Source organism: Neisseria sp. P0021.S007, assembly GCF_051956855.1.
In genome coordinates this window covers 1-376 of record NZ_JBQCXA010001850.1, presented here as the reverse complement: position 1 = coordinate 376, position 376 = coordinate 1, and the positions used below count along the sequence as shown (strand labels likewise).

General features: G+C 47.3%; 1 pseudogene. It reads left to right on the top strand.

The window, feature by feature from the left end:
- A pseudogene (locus ACTHUR_RS21780) lies at positions 1-376 on the top strand (outer membrane insertion C- signal); the annotation flags it as partial.

Sequence of the window (376 nt, the reverse complement as noted above, 5' to 3'; positions counted from 1 at the left end):
AATATGGGCAAAAAAGTTAACGACATCGGTGATGAAGTAACTGCCCTGAGCGACGCAACTAGCGCGGCTATCACTCGCCAAGATAAAGACATCGTTGACTTGGCGAAGGGCTTGCAGCTTGCTGCAGAAGCTGTAGAAGACAATCGTAAAGAAATTGACGCCAACAAAGCAGCAATTGACACCAACAAAGAAGCAATTGCAACCAAAGCCGACAAAGCTGATGTTGACGAATTGGTGAAATACACTGACAATATGGGCAAAAAAGTTAACGACATCGGTGATGAAGTAACTGCCCTGAGCGACGCAACTAGCGCGGCTATCACTCGCCAAGATAAAGACATCGTTGACTTGGCGAAGGGCTTGCAGCTTGCTGCAG